The sequence below is a fragment of the Micromonospora sp. NPDC005171 genome, assembly GCF_040608575.1.
In the GTDB taxonomy this organism is placed as follows: Bacteria; Actinomycetota; Actinomycetes; order Mycobacteriales; family Micromonosporaceae; genus Micromonospora.
The window spans coordinates 297160-314680 of record NZ_JBEXIM010000004.1; the positions used below are offsets into that span (position 1 = coordinate 297160).

The 17521-nt window shown below is 72.6% G+C and carries 16 protein-coding genes and 1 riboswitch; of the genes, 4 read left to right on the top strand and 12 right to left on the bottom strand.

The features are described 5' to 3' along the window. Positions 1–19 precede the first annotated feature (19 nt). The 8 genes from ABZU74_RS09665 to ABZU74_RS09700 form a co-directional block, all read right to left on the bottom strand. A complete protein-coding gene (locus ABZU74_RS09665; protein ID WP_355420409.1) occupies positions 20–892 on the bottom strand; it encodes a PspA/IM30 family protein in 873 nt (290 codons plus the stop codon). A gap of 198 nt (positions 893–1090) precedes the next feature. After that, entirely contained in the window at positions 1091–1525 is a 435-nt protein-coding gene (locus tag ABZU74_RS09670; protein ID WP_355420411.1) for a helix-turn-helix transcriptional regulator, read from the bottom strand. 330 nt (positions 1526–1855) lie between these two features. Next, positions 1856–2365, bottom strand: a complete 510-nt coding sequence (locus ABZU74_RS09675) for a CinA family protein (protein ID WP_355420413.1) — start codon at positions 2363–2365, stop codon at positions 1856–1858. Between the two features lie 194 nt (positions 2366–2559). After that, on the bottom strand, positions 2560–3150 hold the full coding sequence (pgsA, locus tag ABZU74_RS09680; protein WP_112625907.1) for a CDP-diacylglycerol--glycerol-3-phosphate 3-phosphatidyltransferase: 591 nt from the start codon (positions 3148–3150) through the stop codon (positions 2560–2562). 77 nt (positions 3151–3227) lie between these two features. Beyond that, positions 3228–4736 carry a 30S ribosomal protein S12 methylthiotransferase RimO gene (gene rimO / locus ABZU74_RS09685; protein WP_355420416.1) on the bottom strand — a complete coding sequence of 503 codons (1509 nt, stop codon included), beginning with the start codon at positions 4734–4736 and terminating at the stop codon, positions 3228–3230. Positions 4737–4792: 56 nt separating this feature from the next. Next, a complete protein-coding gene (locus ABZU74_RS09690; RefSeq protein ID WP_355420419.1) occupies positions 4793–6655 on the bottom strand; it encodes a hypothetical protein in 1863 nt (620 codons plus the stop codon). Positions 6656–6667: 12 nt separating this feature from the next. Beyond that, complete coding sequence (locus ABZU74_RS09695) at positions 6668–6814, bottom strand: hypothetical protein (RefSeq protein WP_355420421.1); 147 nt, start codon at positions 6812–6814, stop codon at positions 6668–6670. Positions 6815–6947: 133 nt separating this feature from the next. Beyond that, positions 6948–7871 (bottom strand): ornithine cyclodeaminase family protein, encoded by a 924-nt coding sequence (locus tag ABZU74_RS09700; RefSeq protein ID WP_355420424.1) that lies wholly within the window; start codon positions 7869–7871, stop codon positions 6948–6950. Between the two features lie 91 nt (positions 7872–7962). After that, a riboswitch (guanidine-III (ykkC-III) riboswitch) is annotated at positions 7963–8034 on the top strand. A gap of 62 nt (positions 8035–8096) precedes the next feature. Here ABZU74_RS09700 and ABZU74_RS09705 point away from each other — a divergent pair. Beyond that, positions 8097–8411, top strand: coding sequence for an SMR family transporter (locus tag ABZU74_RS09705; protein WP_355420427.1), 315 nt, complete (start codon positions 8097–8099; stop codon positions 8409–8411). Between the two features lie 83 nt (positions 8412–8494). After that, a complete protein-coding gene (locus ABZU74_RS09710; RefSeq protein WP_238659633.1) occupies positions 8495–8740 on the top strand; it encodes a hypothetical protein in 246 nt (81 codons plus the stop codon). A gap of 66 nt (positions 8741–8806) precedes the next feature. Here the strand turns inward: ABZU74_RS09710 and ABZU74_RS09715 are convergent, their stop codons facing one another. Then, on the bottom strand, positions 8807–11266 hold the full coding sequence (locus tag ABZU74_RS09715) for a DNA translocase FtsK 4TM domain-containing protein (protein WP_355420431.1): 2460 nt from the start codon (positions 11264–11266) through the stop codon (positions 8807–8809). Between the two features lie 113 nt (positions 11267–11379). Between ABZU74_RS09715 and ABZU74_RS09720 the strand changes: the two genes are divergently transcribed. Together ABZU74_RS09720 and ABZU74_RS09725 are read left to right on the top strand one after the other, a co-directional pair. Then, positions 11380–11859: a YbjN domain-containing protein gene (locus ABZU74_RS09720; RefSeq protein WP_355420434.1), complete on the top strand. Its 480-nt coding sequence runs from the start codon at positions 11380–11382 to the stop codon at positions 11857–11859. 86 nt (positions 11860–11945) lie between these two features. Continuing rightward, on the top strand, positions 11946–13529 hold the full coding sequence (locus ABZU74_RS09725; RefSeq protein WP_355420551.1) for a YbjN domain-containing protein: 1584 nt from the start codon (positions 11946–11948) through the stop codon (positions 13527–13529). Between the two features lie 64 nt (positions 13530–13593). On the opposite strand, the gene ABZU74_RS09730 is transcribed toward ABZU74_RS09725, so the two are convergent. The 3 genes from ABZU74_RS09730 to thyX are packed head-to-tail and all read right to left on the bottom strand — an operon-like array spanning position 13594 to position 17049. Then, the gene (locus ABZU74_RS09730; RefSeq protein WP_124854118.1) at positions 13594–15282 is read right to left on the bottom strand and encodes a ribonuclease J; all 1689 of its coding nucleotides are present in this window, start codon (positions 15280–15282) and stop codon (positions 13594–13596) included. 52 nt (positions 15283–15334) lie between these two features. Further along, positions 15335–16261, bottom strand: a complete 927-nt coding sequence (dapA, locus tag ABZU74_RS09735; protein WP_355420438.1) for a 4-hydroxy-tetrahydrodipicolinate synthase — start codon at positions 16259–16261, stop codon at positions 15335–15337. Positions 16262–16308: 47 nt separating this feature from the next. Further along, positions 16309–17049, bottom strand: a complete 741-nt coding sequence (gene thyX, locus ABZU74_RS09740) for an FAD-dependent thymidylate synthase (RefSeq protein WP_030336847.1) — start codon at positions 17047–17049, stop codon at positions 16309–16311. Between the last annotated feature and the right edge of the window lie 472 nt (positions 17050–17521).

Genomic DNA, 17521 nt, shown 5'->3' on the forward strand with positions numbered 1-17521 from the left:
ACCCCCTCGATCCGGTCGTTCAGCCGGCGGCGGTCGGGTCGCCGGTGCCCCGCTCGCGAGCCATGCTGGCGCGCAGCTCGTCCAGGCGGGCGGCGGCCGTCGGGTCGTTGGCCGGGCCGGTCTTCTCGGCCTGCGGCACAGCCGGTCGCTGGGCTGCGCCGCCGAGCTGCTCCCCCGCCATGCTGGACCGGATCTGCTCCAGCCGGGCGGAGCCGGCCGAGTCGATCGTGGCCTTCTGAATCTCCAACATACGGCCCTCGACGGAGTTGCCGGCCAGTTCGGCGCGCCCCATCGCGTTGGCGTACCGCCGTTCGATACGGTCGCGCACCTCGTCCAGCGACGGGGTGTTGCCCGGCGCGGTCAGCGACGACATCGACTCCAGCGAGCGGGCCACCGTCTCCTGCATCTTGGCCTGCTCCAGCTGACTGAGCAGCTTGGTGCGCTCGGCGAGCTTCTGCTGGAGGATCATCGAGTTGTTCTCGACCGCTCGGCGGGCCTGGGCGGCGGCGCCCAGCGCCTGGTCGTGCAGGGTCTTCAGGTCCTCGGTGGCCTGCTCGGCGGAGACGAGCTGGCTGGCCAGCGTCTGGGCGGACTGTTCGAACCGCACCGCCTCGGCCTCGTCGCCCTTGGCCCGGGCCTGGTCGGAGAGCACCAGTGCCTGCCGGGCGTTGCCCTGCAACCGCTCAACCTCGGACATCTGCCGGGACAGCTTCATCTCCAGCTGACGCTGGTTGCCGATCACCGCGGCAGCCTGCTGAACCAGCGCCTGGTGCTGCCGCTGGGCATCCTCGATGGCCTGCTGGATCTGCACCTTGGGATCGGCATGCTCGTCGATCTTCGCACCGAAGAGCGCCATCAGGTAGTTCCAACCCTTGACGAACGGGTTCGCCATCTCCGTGGTATCCCCTCAGTAGCGTCGCTCCACCACGGCCGGGCCGGCGGAACCGACCAACCGTGACCGGCCGATCTCCATCGTCCCAGCCGAACGCCACTGGGGCATCCGTACCGGGCTGTCGACAGCACCGGCGGCTCCTGTGAGCAACCCTACGCGGCCGGGGCCAGACCGCCCATGGTCAACCGGATCGGCGGCTCAGGCCGCGCAGACCACGTCCCGGTCGCGCTCCGTCGGGCGGACCCGGGTGCTGCGCAGGGTGGCCTTGAGCGGCGAATCCTGGCGGACCGAGACAGCGACCTTGCCGTCGGAGGTGACCTGACGGACACCCCGGTTGGAGCTCTTGGCTGCGGCGTCGGCCGGCTCGTCCTGCATCGAGACGAGCACCCCGGGCATCTGCTCGGCGAGCGCCACGGTGTCGCTCACCTCACGCAGCAGCTCGGACAGGCGGGCACCGAGGGCGTCACAGATCGCGGCGAGCAGCTCGCTCGACGGCTCCTTGTGCCCCCGTTCGATCTCGGAGAGGTAGCCGAGGCTGACGTTGGCGGCGGTGGAGACCTCACGCAGCGTGCGCTGCTGGCCCTGCCGGCGCGCTCGCAGTGCGTCACCGATCACCCGGCGTAGCAGGATCATCGCACCTCCCCCTGAGGGATACCTCGCGCCCGCCGCTGGGCAGCCGGTCGCGGCGGACCGCGCCGGCCCCGAACGTCGGAGCCTTCCCGCAACCGTACCCGTTGCGGGCCCGGGCGACATCCCGCCCCGCCCGTCGGTTCGCCGGGACGGGCTCACCGGGGCGCGCCGCCGTCCGTTCCCGCCCCCGTTCCGGCGGGTTCCGGCCACGGTTCCGGCTGTTTGCGCGGCGTCGGTCCCGGAGCGGCCCCGGAATGGTCCTGGGCGCGATTCCGGCTGTTTGCGCGGCGTCGGCGTCGGCTTGCGCGGCCCTGACAGCTCCGGCGTTGGCGTTCAGGAGGTCGCGGTGGTGAGCCGCTCGGCGAGCAGCCGCAGCGCCTCGACAACCGCTTCCGTGCGGACGTGGTCCCGCCCGCTGCCCAGGTCGAGCTGGCGGACCTCACCGCCGGTCGGGCCGGCGACCGCGACGTAGACCAGGCCCACGGGTTTTCCGTCCTGCGGCTCCGGGCCGGCGACCCCGGTGGTGGCCAGCCCCCAGTCCGCGCCGCACCGCTGCCGGCCACCCTCGGCGAGCGCTGCCGCCACCTCCGGGTCCACCGGCCCCCGCTCGGACAGCAGGTCAGCGGGCACGCCAGCCAGGGTCGCCTTCAACTCGGTGGCGTAGACCACGAGGCCACCCCGGTAGACCCCACTGACCCCGGCGATGTTCACGATCGAAGCGGCCAGCGACCCACCGGTGAGCGATTCGACGGTGGCCAGGGTCTCGTGCCGCTCGGCGAGCCGGTGCACGACCCCCGCCGCCGCACTACCCACCTCAGCACCGTCCAGCTCAGCGCCATTCACCCCAGCACCACCCACCCCAGCACCACCCACCCTCGCCACCGTCCACCGACACCCGACCAGTCCTTCCCCACCCACCAGTCCCCAACCCAACTGCCCCCAACCCCCGACCCAATCGCGTCGATCATGAAGTTGGCGTCACGACACGCCGCCCCGGATCGCAATAACGTCATGATCAACGGGGGGCGGGTGGGGGGTTAGCGGGGACGGCGGAGGCGGAGGGCCTGGGCTATGTAGTCGAAGCCGGTGGCGACCGTGACCAGGACGGCGGCGGCCATGATCCAGGGGCCGACGGCGGCGAGCGCGGCCGGCATCGGCCAGAGGTACCAGGCGATGGCCAGGATCTGGAGCGCCGTCTTGACCTTGCCGCCTCGGCTGGCGGCGATCACGCCGTGCCGGATCACCCAGAACCGCAGCCCGGTGATGCCCAGCTCGCGGACGAGGATCAGCGCGGTCACCCACCAGGGCAGTTGGTCGTACCAGGAGAGCAGCACCAACGCCGCGCCGGTGAGCGCCTTGTCGGCGATCGGGTCGGCCACCTTGCCGACCGAGGTGACCAACCCGAAGCGGCGGGCGATCCAGCCGTCCACCAGGTCGGTCGCCGAGGCCACCGCGAAGATCAGGCAGGCCGCCATCCGCCAACCGCTGTGGGTCATCCCGGACATGATCACCGAGGCGGCGAAGACCGGCACCAGCACCAGCCGCAGGGCGGTCAGCGCGTTGGCCGCGTTGACCACCGGCACCACGGCCACCACCCGGCCCGGCGTCGACTCCGTCGCCCCGGTCACCGCCGCACTCCGCTCGGGCCGCCGTGGCGTTCCCGGCACCGCACCACCTGGGTCCCCCGCTCCGCTCGGGCCCGCCGTCACCGTGCCGCGCCGGGCGCCGCCGAGATCATCTCATCCGGCACAGCGAGCAGGTCCACCCCTTCGGTGCCGGTCACCGTTGCGCGCACCAGATCGCCCGGGCGCAGCGCGGCCAGGTCGACGCCACCCTCGGCCGGGGCGACCAGGGTGGTGGAACCGTCCACCTCCGGCGCCTGGTGGGCCGCCCGGCCCTCCACCACGCCGTCCTCGATCGAGTCGACGAGCACCTCGACGGTCGAGCCGAGCCGGTCCTCGGCCCGCTGCGAGCAGAGCTCGTCGGCGAGGGCACTGAGCCGGTCGTAGCGCCGCTTAATCGTCGCGGCGGAGACCTTGCCGGGCAGGCCGGCGGCCTCGGTGCCGTCCTCGTCGCTGTAGTCGAACATGCCGATCGCGTCGAGCCGGGCCTCGGTCAGGAACCGGACCAGCTCGTCGACGTCGGCGCGGGTCTCGCCGGGGAAACCGACGATGAAGTTGCTACGGGCGCCCGCGTCCGGGGCCAGGGCGCGGGCACCCGCCAGCAGCTCCAGGAACCGGTCGGTGGAGCCGAAGCGCCGCATCCGGCGCAGCACCGGCTCGCTGGAGTGCTGGAACGACAGGTCGAAGTAGGGCGCCACACCTGGGGTGTTGGCGATCGCCTCGACCAGCCCGGGACGCGTCTCGGCCGGCTGGAGGTAGCTCGCCCGCACGCGGACGATGCCGGTCACCGCGGCGAGCTGCGGCAGCAGCTTCTCCAGGGCACGCGGGTCACCCAGATCCTTGCCGTACGAGGTGGAGTTCTCGCTGACCAGCACCAGCTCCCGTACGCCGGTCTTGGCCAGCCACTCCGCCTCGGCGAGCAGCTCGTCCGGGGTACGCGAGACGAAGGCCCCCCGGAAGGCCGGGATGGCACAGAACGCGCAGCGGCGGTCGCAGCCGCTGGCCAGCTTCAGCGAGGCCACCGGGCCAGTGTCGAGCCGCCGGCGCAGCACCTGACGCAGGTGCGCCGGGGTGTGCTCGTCGGTGTCGACGACGGCGCGCGCGACGGTGCCGTGCCCGGGCAGCGACACCCCGCTGTCACGCCGCTTCACCGGGGTCAGCGGCAGCAGCTCACGCCGGTCCCGGGGAGTGTGCGCGGTGATCTGCTCGCCGGCGACTACCGCGTTCAGCCGGGCGGCGATGTCCGGGTAGTCGTCGAAGCTCAGCACCGCCTGCGCCTCGGGCAGGCTGTCGGCCAGCTCCCGGCCGTACCGCTCGGCCATGCAGCCCGCGGCGACCACCTTGGCGCCCGTTCCGGCGGCGGCGAGCAGGGTCTGGATGGAGTCCTGCTTGGCCTTCTCCACGAAACCGCAGGTGTTGACGACCACCACGTCGGCGCCCTCGCCGTCGGTGGTCACCTGCCAGCCGTCGGCGTGCAGGCGCGCGGCCAGCTCCTCCGAGTCGACCTCGTTGCGGGCACAGCCCAGGGTCAGCAGGGCGACGCGGCGGCCCTGGGCGTTGTCAGACGGAGAAGGAGCGGTGGCAGACACCATCCGAGGGTACCGGGCCTGCCGGGGAAGCCCACGCACGCGGGCGGGCCGACCGTCCGTCAGCCCGCCCCGCTGCGCTGCGGCGCGGGCTCGCTCGGCAGCCGGGACAGTGCGGTGGCGAGCAGCGCACCGAGCTGGGCGGCCTCGATCCCGCGGGCGCCCGGCCCCCGGACCAGCAGCAGCACAAGGTCACCCCGTCGGCCGACCGCCCGGTCCGGCCCGGTGTACGCGTCGTCACCCACGCCGGGCAGCGGGACTCCCCCGCCCCGCCCGAGGGTCAGGGTGAACCGGGCCATCATCCCGCAGGTGACCTGGAGCGCGAGGACTGTCGTTCCGCCACCGTCAACGAACGAGGCGATGCCCCGCACCTGACCGGTGCTCCCGGTCGGTCGCACAAGCGAGACCCGACGGCCGGTCGCGGCGCCCACCTCGTCGGCGCTGAGCAGGCGCTCCGGCCGAATTGCGCCGTGGGTGGCGGTGGCGGGCAGGGCGGTGCCGGACGGCAGGTCGGCATCGGCGTACGCGGCGTCGTCGGCCGGCTCGGGGGCGGCGCGGTGAACGGTCACCCCGAGCACCCGCCGGGTCCACGGCCGGACCTGGGCGGTGACCACGTCTCCGTGGCGGCAGTCCCCCGCGATCTGCTCCGGGATGATCCACGCGCGGAGCCGGTCCGCGTGGCCATCGTCGATGACGAGGTATCGGTTGATGATGCGGCCCGGCCCGTCGTCCGACGTGTGCCGCTGCCACACCTCGTGCCAGAGCACCTCGCCGGTGACAGTGGCCGGGGCGGCCAGGTCGAGCACCGCCCGGAGCAGGAGGTATCCGGCAAGGACGAGCAGCGCGAAGCCGAGCAGCGCGAAGCCGAGCGTGACCGGGCCGACGTCGGTGAACCGCGTCCAGGCGATCGGCGACCCCCCGATCACCCGGGCGAACGTCCCGCCCAGCAGGCCGCCGAGGAGCGCCCAGAAGACGATCCAGCCCAGCGGCTGGCCGTACCGGGGAAGCCCGCCCGGATAGCTGACGCTGACCTGCCGCCACCGGCCCCCGTACGACGACCAGAGCCGCCGACGGTCGGCCATGCCGAGGTCGATCACCTGCGAGGTCACCCGGGTGACGCCGAGCGCGGCCCCGTACGGCAGGTGGCGACCCCAGACCGTGACGGCGGCGGGCGGCAGGTCGGCGAAGCCCTCCTGCCCGGCGAGCCAGGCGCGCAGCCCGAGCCAGCGGGCGGCGGCGGCCCGGCCGGCGGGGGTGTCGCGCTCCCCCAGGTCCCGGTTGGCGAGGCTGGCGAGCACCGCCATGGTGACGAGGAACGCGACGACGCTGCCGAAGGTGTCCTCGCCGACCCGGGTCACGTAGTGCCAGCTGCCGACTCCGACCCCGGCGGCGACGACCACCCCGAGCACGGTGAGCAGGACGACCGGCGGGCGGGAGAACCGCCTGCGGGAGAGCCCGCGCCGCTGGGCGTCGGCCACGACCGCCAGGCGCAGCCGCTTGGACCAGGCTGCGGACCGGTCGGCGTCGGAGAAGCTTAGTGCGGTCAGCGGCACCATTCCGTCGACCGCCCGGGCGGTCACCCGGTCGAAGACCTGCCGCTCGTACGGGTTGAGGTCGTCGGTGGCGCGTCCGGTCAGATGCACGGTGGTGTGGCGGGGATCCGGGTCGGCCTGACGCAGATCCAGGTAGTGGCGCGCGGCGAGGTCGAGCAGAGTGGATTCGGCGGCGTCCACCGTGTACCGCCACCGGTTGACGAGCAGGCTGACCACGGCCGGAGGCTCGGCGCCGGGAAGGTCCATGGCGGCCGGGGCCGGACTCACGGCGGAGGGTCGGCTGGCCAGCCGGGTGATCCCGTAGACCACTGCCCAGAGGGCGAGACCCGCGACCGGCAGGCCGATCTCGATGACCCGATGGGAAACGCTCATCGCGGCGGGAGGCTAGAACCGGACGGAGACGTCGGCGCGCCCGCCGCCGGTCAGGGCACGGGTCGCGGCGACAACGGTGCCGGGCGATGGGCCACCACGTGTCGACGCGGCGACGAGGAGCACCGACGGAACAGTTACCCGCACCAGCCCGAGGACCATGGCACCTCACGTTCGGGTTACTCCGCCAGCGATCGCGACGGTCACCCTCATCATGATCGGTTCGCACAACCGGCGACCCGCCCGGTCGCCCATGCGACGGTCCACTGTTCGGTCAGTCCCGCCCGCGTTCGGATCAGCGCGCGGCGGCGGCCACCCGGGTCAGCGCATCGAGGAGGAACACCTCGGTGCCGGCCAGGCCGGTGGAGCAGAAGACGGAGATCTGGTCCGCGGTGGTCCGGCCGGGGACCGCGTTGGCCAGGACACCGCCCAGGTCCCGCAACCGCCCGGCGTACGGGGGTGTGGCCGCGAGCATCGGCGGCTGGTATTCCGCCGCCTGGGCCGGTGAGTCGGTGACCAGCACGTCGGCGGTGTCCAGCAGGTCGGTGCCGAACTCGCTGCGGTCGCGCTGCTTGAAGCCGACCGCGTTGACGTGCGTGCCGGGGCTGAGGTCGGCGGCGCAGAGCACCGGGGTCGGGCTGGTGGTCGCCAGCACCACCAGGTCCCGCCCGGCGACTGCCGAACGCGGGTCGGCCACCGCACGGGCCGGCACGCTCAGTTCGGCGCGGACCCGGGCGACGAAGGCGTCCCGGCGGGCGGCGGAGCGGCTGTGCACCACCACCTCGCGCAGCGGGCGGACCGCGGCGGCGGCCCAGACCTGGGTCCACGCCTGCCGGCCGGAGCCGATCACCCCGAGGGTCGCGGCGTCCGGACGGGCCAGCGCGTCGACCGCGAGGCCCCCCAACCCTCCGGTACGACGGGAGCCCAGCTCCTCGCCGACCGCGACCGCCCGGATCGCCCCGGTCCGGGCGTCGTGCAGCACCACCAACTGCTCGCCCTGCGGGTGGCCGAAGGTGTCGTACGAGCGGAAGCCGTACCACTCGCCGACCAGGTGCCCGGCGGTGAGCACCAGCCGCCCGCCGCTCAGCGGTGCGGCGGCCCGGGGCGGCGCGATCAGGCGTCCCTCGTACGCGGCCAGGAGCGCAGCGCGCATGGCGTCGACCGTGGTGGCGGCGTCCAGCGCGGCGGCGACCTCGGGGTCGGCGTAGAGCATGGTCATGCTGGCGATACTGCAAGTTGAAGTCAAGTAGAGGTCAACGGACCGTGACGGTGGTCACCGCCACCCCGCCGGGGCCGGTGCTAGCGTCGGCTCCGGCGGCCGGGTGCTCGTGGCCGCTCCCGACGAGTGGTGGGCGTACCCGGTCAGGCCAAGACGCCCCGCGTGACGTGCAGACTCGACTCGTCCCGGCGCGGCAGCCCCGGGCGCTTCCGGTGAGGTGAACCGATGGCCTGGCTCGTACTGGTGATCTCGGGACTGTTGGAGACAGCCTGGGCGATCGCCCTGGACCGCAGCGCCGGTTTCAGCCGGCTGATCCCGTCCGTGGTGTTCGTGGCGACCCTGCTGCTGAGCATGGCCGGGCTGTCGTACGCGCTCCGGGACATCCCCGTCGGCACCGGCTACGCGGTCTGGGTGGGCATCGGCGCGGTCGGCACCGCGCTGGTCGGGATGCTGGCGCTCGGCGAGTCGGCGAGCCTGCCCCGAATCCTCTGCCTCCTGCTGGTGGTGGCGGGCGTGATCGGGTTGAAGATCTTCCACTGAGGTGCCCCGTCGGCAGGCGTGACCAGCACCCACAGTGGGTAGTGATCGATTCGTCACGACAGGCTCTCACCCGGAGGAAGATCATGGCCGACATGCCGAGCACCGCCCGTCCCCGCAGCAACGCCGCCCGCATCCTCACCATCGTGGGCTTCGTCTTCGCGGTCCTGGCCCTGCTGCTGAACCCGATCATCTTCGGCGTGCTCGGCGTCATCGCGGGCGTCGTCGGCGCGGTGCTCGGTGACAAGCCGCTGGGTTGGTACGCCGCCGCGGCCAGCGTCGTCGCCGCGATCATCAGCCTGGTGATCATCGGCGCGCTGATCAACAACTGACCACTCCCCCGTCGCGGGCCCGCCGGACACCGGCGGGCCCGTCGTGCGTCCAGGGTCGGCTGTCGGTCAGTCCACGTCGCCGCGCAGGCCGGCCAGGACCTCGTCCAACTCGTCCGGCTTGACCAGCACGTCACGCGCCTTCGACCCCTCGGACGGCCCGACCACACCCCGGGTCTCCATCAGGTCCATCAGGCGGCCCGCCTTGGCGAAACCGACCCGCAGCTTGCGTTGCAGCATCGAGGTCGAGCCGAACTGCGAGGTGACCACCAACTCGACCGCCTGCACCAACAGGTCCAGGTCGTCGCCGATGTCCTCGTCGATCTTCTTCTTGTTCTCCTGCGCCGGGGCCAGCACGTCCTTGCGGAACTCCGGCTCACGCTGGTCCTTGCAGAACTTCACCACGTCGGCGATCTCGCGCTCGGTGACCCAGGCACCCTGGATGCGGACCGGCTTGGAGGCGCCCATCGGCAGGAAGAGCCCGTCACCCCGGCCGAGCAGCTTCTCCGCGCCCGGCTGGTCGAGGATGACCCGGGAGTCCGCCAGGGACGAGGTGGCGAACGCCAGCCGGGACGGCACGTTCGCCTTGATCAGACCGGTCACCACGTCGACCGAGGGGCGTTGGGTGGCCAGCACCAGGTGAATGCCGGCGGCCCGGGCCAGCTGGGTGATCCGGACGACGGAGTCCTCCACGTCGCGCGGCGCGACCATCATCAGGTCGGCCAACTCGTCCACGATCACCAGCAGATAGGGGTACGGGCGCATCTCGCGTTCGCTGCCCGGCGGAGCCTTGATCTCGCCGTTGCGGACCTTGCGGTTGAAGTCGTCGATGTGCCGGACCCCGTTGGCGGCGAGGTCGTCGTAGCGCATGTCCATCTCGCGGACCACCCAGTCCAGCGAGTCGGCCGCCTTCTTGGCGTTGGTCACGATCGGCGTGACCAGGTGCGGGATGCCCTCGTAGCCGGTCATCTCGACCCGCTTCGGGTCGATCAGCAGCAGCCGTACCTCGTCCGGGGTGGCCCGGGTGAGGATGGACACCAGCAGGGTGTTGAGGCAGCTCGACTTGCCCGCGCCGGTGGCGCCGGCGATCAGGATGTGCGGCATCTTGGCGAGGTTGGCCACCACGTAGCCGCCCTCGATGTCCTTGCCGAGCGCCACCACCATCGGGTGGTGATCGCTGGTCGCCGCCCGCGAGCGCAACACGTCGCCGAGGGCGACGTTCTCCGGGTCGGTGTTCGGGATCTCCACGCCGACGGCGCTCTTGCCCGGGATCGGACTGAGGATCCGCACGTCCGGCGACTTCACCGCGTACGCGATGTTGCGGGACAGCTGGGTGATCCGCTCGACCTTGACGCCGTGCCCCAGCTCCACCTCGTAGCGGGTGACGGTCGGGCCACGGGTGAAGCCGGTGACCGCGGCGTCCACATCGAACTGGTCGAACACGCCGGTGAGCGCGGCGATCACCTCGTCGTTGGCCTTGCTGCGGGTCTTCGCGGCGGCCCCGGCGCTGAGCATGTTGGCCGGTGGCAGCGTGTAGTCCCCGGCCAGCCCGGTCAACGCGAGCTGCTCGGCCCGGGTCGGAGCGGGCGAGTGCTCCGGCGGGTCGGCCGGCGGCTTGCGGCTCGCCGGCACCTTCGCCGGAGACTTGCGCGGCAGCACCATGGTCTCCTGGAGGTCCGCGCCGTCCAGGTCCTCGAAGTCGTCCGGGTCCAGTGGCGCAGGCATCCGCTTCGACTGTCGCTTGCGCGCCGGCTTGGCGGCCGGCTCGTCCGCCTCCTCGTCGGCCTCCGGGCTGCTGACCAGCCCACCGGCGAGCAGTCCCAGCCGCTCGGGAATCTTGTTGATCGGCGTCGCGGTCACCACCAGCAGGCCGAAGAGCAGCAGCAGGATGAGCAGCGGCACCGCCACCCAGGCGGTCACCGCCCGCTCCAGCAGCCCGCCTACGCCCGCGCCGACCAGTCCGCCCGCGAAGTCACGCTCCAGCGGGTCCGCCGGGTCCTGACCGATCTGGAGCAGCGCGGCGGTCGACACCAGCAGCGAACCCCAGCCGATCAACCCACGGCCCCGGTGCTCCGGATCCGCCGGCTGACGCATCAGCCGCCACGCCCCGATCATCAGCAGCACCGGTACGACCACCGAGATCGCGCCCAGGAACAGCCGGATCGTGCTCGCCAACTGCGCGCCCACCGGCCCCGCCCCGGACAGCCAGAGCGCCACCGCGGAGAGCAGGGCGAGCCCGAACATGAGCAGACCCGCGCCATCGCGACGATGCTCAGGGTCGAGGTCACGAGCCGAGGCGGCCTGCCGGCCGGCGGCACGCACCGCCCAGCCCATCCCGTGCGCCAGCCCCATCCACAGTGCACCTACCGCACGGCCCACGTAGACCGCCGGGCCGGGCCGGGGCGGCGTGGTGCGACGTCGGACCGGCGCCCGGGTGGTCTTCTTCGCCGGTTGACGGGCACGACTGTTGGTGCCACCGCGCGGCGACGCGCCGCGCCGCCGGCTCGCCTGAGAGGTACGGCCCGCCATAGAGTCACGGTAACGGTGGGGCCGGTCAGATCCCCGCTTTTCCGGGTCGTGTCCGCGCGTCGTAACACGAACCCCACCGCCGGTCGTGATATCCGCCTCAGAAGGGATGCCCCATGGCGTCGCCGGAAATCGAGGGTGATCCGGACGATCCGCTGGCCGGGCACCCTGGCGCACTGCGTCCACTGACCGGTGAACTGGTCGCCGCGGTGCTCGCTGCCCGCGGCCGGTCCGTCGGCCCGACCCCGGACGGCGAGCTGGTGGGCCAGTTCGACGACAACCTGATCTGGTTCCTCCGCGTCGGCGGCGACGGGGAGTTACTCCAGATCCGCACAATGGTCGATCCGACCTTCGGCATCGAACGGGTGCCCGAGCTGTACGCGTTCTGCAACTCCTGGAACCACGACCGGCTCTGGCCGAAGGCGTTCGTGCACGTCGACGACAACGGCCGGGCCCGGGTGTACGGAGAGGTGATCACCGACCTGGAACGCGGAGTGACCCCACACCAACTCGACCAACTGCTCGACTGTGGCATCTCCACCGGCTGCCAGCTGGCGGTGGCGGTCCGTCGACTGCCCGGCGCGGTGCCGTCGTGACCAGCCGGGACGAGTTCACCGGCAGCCGCACCGGCACGCCACCCACCGGCCCCGGTGACCGTCTCGCGCGGGGCCGCGTACCGGCGTTGGAGGCCGCGCTCGCCGAGGCCCGGGACCTCCCCGACGGCCCGGCCCGGCAGGGCGCACTGGAACGGCTCGCCGAGCGCGCCGACGCGGCCGGCGACGTCCGGTCCGGCATGGACGCGCGGTTCGCGTTGATCGAGGCGTACCTGCTGCACGGGGAGCGGTGGCGACTGGTCGAGCCGGTCCGGCGCTGCCGGGCCGCCGCCGACCACCGGCCCGACCTGCTCACCGACCCGGAGACCGGGCTGCTGCTGCGCTACCAGCGGTACGCGGTGGAGGCGCTGCTCGGCACCCCCCGGGTCGGGCTGGACCAGACCCGGGCCCTGCTGCACGACCTGGCCCACCGGGTCGGCGCGGACGGTCCGGACACACCGACCGTCGCGGAGCTGCACTGCCGGATCGCCGATCACCTGGGCGACGAGCCCACCGCCCGGCACTGGTACGAGCGATGGTCCGGCAAACGGCCCGGCCCGGCCGGCGGCTGCCCGGGCTGCGCCTCGGCCCGGCGCGCCGAGCTGCTGGCCGGCTGGGGCGAGTGGACCGACGCGCTCACCGAGCTCGCCGAATCCGACGACGACCCGCTGTCCTGCACCGACCAGCCCGAGCGGGACCTGGTCGCCGGTCTGCTGCCCGCACTGCGCACCGGCGAGGCGGGGCGGGCGGCGGCGGCACACGTGCGGGCGTACCGCCGGCACCGGCACGAGCGCGCGGCGTTCCCGCACCTCGCCGTGCACCTGCGGTTCTGCGCGCTGGGCGGGCACCTGGAACGCGGGCTGGCCATCCTGGCCGAGCAGCTGCCCCGGTTGGACCGGCCGACCGACGATCTCGCCGCCATGGAGTTCGCCGCCGCCGGGGCGCTGGTCTGCGGGCTGGCCGTGGAGGCCGGGCTGGGCGGGCGGACGATGCCCCGCCCGGCGTACGGCGAGCGGACGGCCACCGAGTTGGACGTCGCCACGCTCGGGGCGCTGCTGGTCGGGGTGGCCAGCGAGCTGGCCGGCAGCTTCGACGCGCGCAACGGCACCGGGCACCACTCCGGACGGATGGCCGCCTGGTTGGCCGAGCGCCCGCTCGCGGCGCCGGTTCCGCTGCCCACCGACGACGAACCGGACGGGCTCGACGAGCCCGACACCGACCCCTCCGACGCCGACCGCTCCGACGATGAGGCCGAGCTGGGTGAACGCGAGTTGTCGGCGCTCTCCCTCGCCATGATCACCGCGATTTTAAACGGGCGCGGCGACAGGTACCTGGTGGACGAGGGCGAGACCGTTGTCGGCCACTGGGAGGGTGCGGTGATCCAGTTCCGGCGGGCCGGTGAACGTGGTGAGGTGCTGCACGCCCGTGCCATGGCCAACCGCCGCCTGCCGGCGGCCCGCCGCGCCGAGGCGTACGCCTTCTGCAACGCGTGGAACCACGACCGGCTGCTGCCCAAGGCGTACGCGCACGATCTCGGCGACGAGTTGGTGTTGGCCGGCGACCTGGCCACCGACCTGGCGCACGGGGTCGCCCCGGCGCAGCTGCGGGTCCTCATGGAAGCCGCCATCGCCACCGGCGTCGCGTACGCCGAGGCCGTCGCCGGCCTGCCCTGACCTCCCCGGCACGGCTGACGCCGGCCCACCCCGTTCGGGGTGGACCGGCGTCAGCGGGAGTTGCTCAGACCTCGACGACGGTGGGCACGATCATCGGCCGACGACGGTACTTGTCGTTGACCCACCGCCCCACGGTCCGCCTGACGATCTGCTGAAGCTGGTGCGGGTCGGTGATGCCGTCCGCCGCGGCACGGTTGAGCGCCTCGGTGACCAGCGGCACCACCGGGTTGAACGCCTCCGGGTCCTCGGAGAAGCCCTTCGCGGAGAGCGTCGGGCCGGCGACCACCTTGCCGGTGACCGAGTCGACGACCACTGTGGTGGCGATGAAACCGCCGTCACCGAGGATCCGCCGTTCGGTGAGCAGCGACTCGCTGACGTCACCGACGGCGAGGCCGTCCACGTAGACGTACCGGCTCTTCACGTGCCCGACCAGGCTGGCGCGGCCCTCGACCAGATCGACCACGTCGCCGTCCTCGCAGATCACCACCCGGTCGGCGGCGACACCGGATTCGATGCCGAGCCGGGCGTGGGCCCGCAGGTGGCGCCACTCGCCGTGCACGGGCATCAGGTTGCTGGGCCGGACCACGTTGAGCAGGTAGAGCAGTTCCCCGGCGGGGGCGTGCCCGGAGACGTGCACCTTGGCCACGTCCTTGTGCACGACCACCGCGCCGGCCCGGGCGAGCCGGTTGATCACCCGGTAGACCGAGGTCTCGTTGCCGGGCACCAGTGAGGAGGCCAGCACGACGGTGTCACCGGGGGCGATGGTGATGTGCCGGTGGTCGCCGCTGGCCATCCGGCCCAGCGCGCTCATCGGCTCACCCTGCGAGCCGGTGGACATCAGCACGATCTGCTCCGGCGGCAGCGTGGTCGCCTCCTCGATCCCGATGACCAGGCCGGCCGGGATGTTGAGCAGGCCGAGGTCCCGGGCGATGCCCATGTTGCGGACCATGGACCGGCCGATCAGGGCGACCTTGCGGCCGTGCTCGGCGGCGGAGTCGAAGACCTGCTGCACGCGGTGCACGTGCGAGGCGAACGAGGCCACGATGATCCGACCCTTGGCCTTCGCGAAGATCGAGTCGAGAACCGGGCCGATCTCCCGCTCCGGGGTGACGAAGCCGGGGATCTCCGCGTTGGTGGAGTCGGACAGCAGCAGGTCGACGCCCTCGGCGCCGAGCCGGGCGAAACCGGCCAGGTCGGTGATCCGGCCGTCCAGCGGCAGCTGGTCCATCTTGAAGTCGCCGGTGTGCAGCACCAGGCCGGCGGGGGTGCGGATGGCCACCGCGAGGGCGTCCGGGATCGAGTGGTTGACAGCGAAGAACTCACACTCGAACGGGCCGAGCCGCTCGCGGCCGCCCTCCCGCACGGTGAGCGTGTACGGCTGGATCCGCCGCTCGGCCAGCTTCGCCTCGACCAGGGCGAGGGTGAACTGTGAGCCGACCAGCGGGATGTCGGGCTTGTGGGCGAGCAGGTACGGCACCGCGCCGATGTGGTCCTCGTGACCGTGCGTCAGCACGATCGCCTGGACGTCGGCCAGCCGGTCCAGGATCGGACCGAAGTCGGGCAGGATCAGGTCCACACCCGGCTGCTCGACGTCGGGGAAGAGGACCCCGCAGTCGACGATCAGCAACTTGCCGTCGTACTCGAAGACGGTCATGTTCCGACCGATGGCGCCGAGCCCGCCGAGCGGGATGATCCGCAGGCCGCCCTCCGGCAGCGGCGGGGGTAGTTCCGCCTCGATGTGCGCCTCGGTCACGCGTCCACCTCATTCTGCGACGCCGTCACTCGGCGCCCATCGTGTCGTTCGTTCATTCGGGCAGCTCCAGGCCCGCTGCCGCGAAGTCCGCGCGCAGCTGGGCGATCTCGTCGTCGGTGGCGTCCACGAGCGGGGGTCGCACCGGGCCGGCCGGCAGGCCCAGCGACGCCAGGCCCGCCTTCACCAGGATGGCGCCCTGGGTACGGAAGATGCCGGTGAACAGCGGCAGCAGCCGCCGGTGCAGGGCCAGCGCGGTCGGCATGTCCCCCGTGTCGTACGCCTCGATCATCTGTACGGTCAGCGCCCCGGTGAAGTGCGTCGAGGTGCCGACCAGACCCACGCTGCCGACGGCCAGCGCCGGCAGGGTGAGCGCGTCCTCGCCGCTGTAGAAGGCGAGGGCGGTGCGGCTGGTGACCCAGCTGGTGGCGGTCAGGTCACCCTTGGCGTCCTTGACCGCGACGATCCGGCCGTGCTCGGCGAGCCGGACCAGCGTCTCGGTGTCGATCGGCACGCCGGAGCGGTGCGGAATGTCGTACAGCATCACCGGCAGGCCGGTGGCGTCGGCCACCGCGGTGAAGTGGCGCAGCAACCCGCTCTGCGGCGGCTTGTTGTAGTACGGGGTGACCACCAGCAGGCCGTGCGCGCCGGCCTTCTCGGCGGCGGTGGCCAGCTCGATGGTGTGCCGGGTGTCGTTGGTGCCGACGCCCGCGACCACCTTGGCGCGGTCACCGACGGCCTCCACCACGGCCCGGATCAGCTGTTCCTTCTCCGCGTCGGTGGTGGTCGGCGACTCGCCGGTGGTGCCGTTGACCACCAGCGCGTCGTTGCCCTGCTCGTCGACCAGGTGGCTTGCCAGCCGGGCAACGCCGTCGAGGTCGAGGGAACCGTCGGGGGTGAACGGGGTCACCATGGCTGTGAGCAGCCGGCCGAAGGGGCGGGACGCCGGTCGGGCCGCGGCGTCGAGGTGGTCGTGCGTCATACCCTCCAACCTAGCGGACGACCAGCCGGGGCCCGCCGGGGAAGGGCTCAGGACGCCTCGTGCGGGCTGGCCGCCACTTCGGTGCCGTCCGGCAGCGTGGAGATCACGAAGTCGGCGAACACGTTCGGGGCGACACCCTGCAGCTGGCGCAGGCACTCCACGGCCAGCTCACGGATCTCCACATCGGCGTGCTCGGTGGCCCGCATCGCGACGAAGTGCCGCCAGGCCCGGTAGTTGCCGGAGACCACGATCCGGGTCTCGGTGGCGTTGGGCAGCACCGCCCGGGCCGCCTGCCGGGCCTGCTTGCGGCGCAGCGTCGGGTTCGGTTCGTCGGAGAAGCGCTGCTCGAGGCCCTCCAGCAACTCGGTGTACGCCCGAACGCTCGCCTCGGCGGCCTCCACGAACTTCTTGTGCAGCTCCGGGTCGTCAGCGATGACCGCCGGCTCGACCATCGCCGCGTCCCGCTCCGGGACGTAGCGCTGGGACAGCTGAGAGTACGAGAAGTGCCGGTGCCGGATCAGCTCGTGGGTGAAGGAGCGGGACACCCCGGTGAAGTAGAAGGTGACCGACCCGTGCTCCAGCACGCTCAGGTGACCCACCTCAAGAATGTGCGCCAGGTAGCCGGCGTTGGTGGCGGTCGCCGGGTTCGGCTTCTTCCACGACTGGTAGCAGGCCCGGCCGGCGAACTCGGCGAGCGCCTGACCACCCTCCGCGTCGGTCGACCACGGCACGTCGTCCGGGGCGGCGAATTGGGTCCACGCGATCAACTTGACCTGGGGCTGCACCATGTCCGGCATTCCTGGGACTTTAGTGGTGGGATGCCGCCCGGCCCAACTCAGGCGCGCCCCCTGCAATGTCGATCACTCAGGCAGCGGCGGAGCCGCCGACGCCCGGGCGGGTTCGGGGTCCCGGCGCGGTCCGGGGTCCGGGCGGGGTCCCGGGGTCCCGGCGGGGTCCCGGGGTCCCAGCGGGGTCCGGGGTCCCAGCGCGTCCCGAGGTCCCAGCGCGTCCCGAGGTCCGGGGTCCGGGGGTCCGGGAGTCCGGGGGTCCGGGGTTGGAGCATCGTCGTCGAGGCCGGGCGGACAGTTCCATGGCGTCTGGAGCTGAATCGTTTGCGACATCAGCCCTCGCGGATGGGCCGCCCAAACCGACGAGCGAGGCTCGAGCGCCGCCCAGCCGCCCCAGCCGCCCAAGCGCCCAAGCGCGACGCAAGCGACCCAAGCGGCCCAAGCGGCCCAAGCGGCCCAAGCGGCCAAGCGC